General features: G+C 38.9%; 1 protein-coding gene. It reads right to left on the bottom strand.

Annotated elements, in window-relative coordinates; genetic code table 11:
• Window positions 1-180 (bottom strand): accessory factor UbiK family protein (locus AB4653_RS28805; RefSeq protein ID WP_372106062.1); only part of this gene is annotated, 180 nt, incomplete at its 3' end.
• Between the last annotated feature and the right edge of the window lie 278 nt (window positions 181-458).

The raw sequence follows: 458 nt of genomic DNA, 5'->3' as shown, positions 1-458 counted from the left end.
CAGTAGTACTTGTGTTTGAACATCAAACTCTTCACGGCTTACAACGTCTAGCTTGTTCAGTTGGCCTTGGATAACCTGACGAACTTTTTGATCTACGTCTGAACCAAGCTCTTTTACTGGTTGAGGCATAGAATCGTGGATCTGCTTAGCAATCTGCTCTAGTTTTTTTGGATCAAACATATCAATTAAAACTCCTGAATATTTACCACTATTCTATTTAATCACACTTGAGATGTCGCCTATGGCGTACAAAAAAAGGCCACCGAAGTAGCCTTTTTATTGTTATTACGACTTAGTGATTACTTATTATCAGCTAATTCTCTGTGCGCTGCTTTTGCTTCATCGACACGAGCTAGTTTTTCTAGGTCTTTGTCTTCAACAAATACAGGTAGAGGTTTGTGTTTTTCAGCTAAGTAGCTGTAAATCACTGGCAGTACAAATAGCGTGAAGAGAGTACC

Origin of the sequence: Vibrio sp. 10N.222.48.A3, assembly GCF_041475345.1 — a bacterium.
GTDB classification, from domain to species: domain Bacteria; phylum Pseudomonadota; class Gammaproteobacteria; order Enterobacterales; family Vibrionaceae; genus Vibrio; species Vibrio tasmaniensis_A.
The sequence above is the reverse complement of the archived record's forward strand: the minus strand, read 5'-3'. Positions and strand labels throughout refer to the sequence as shown.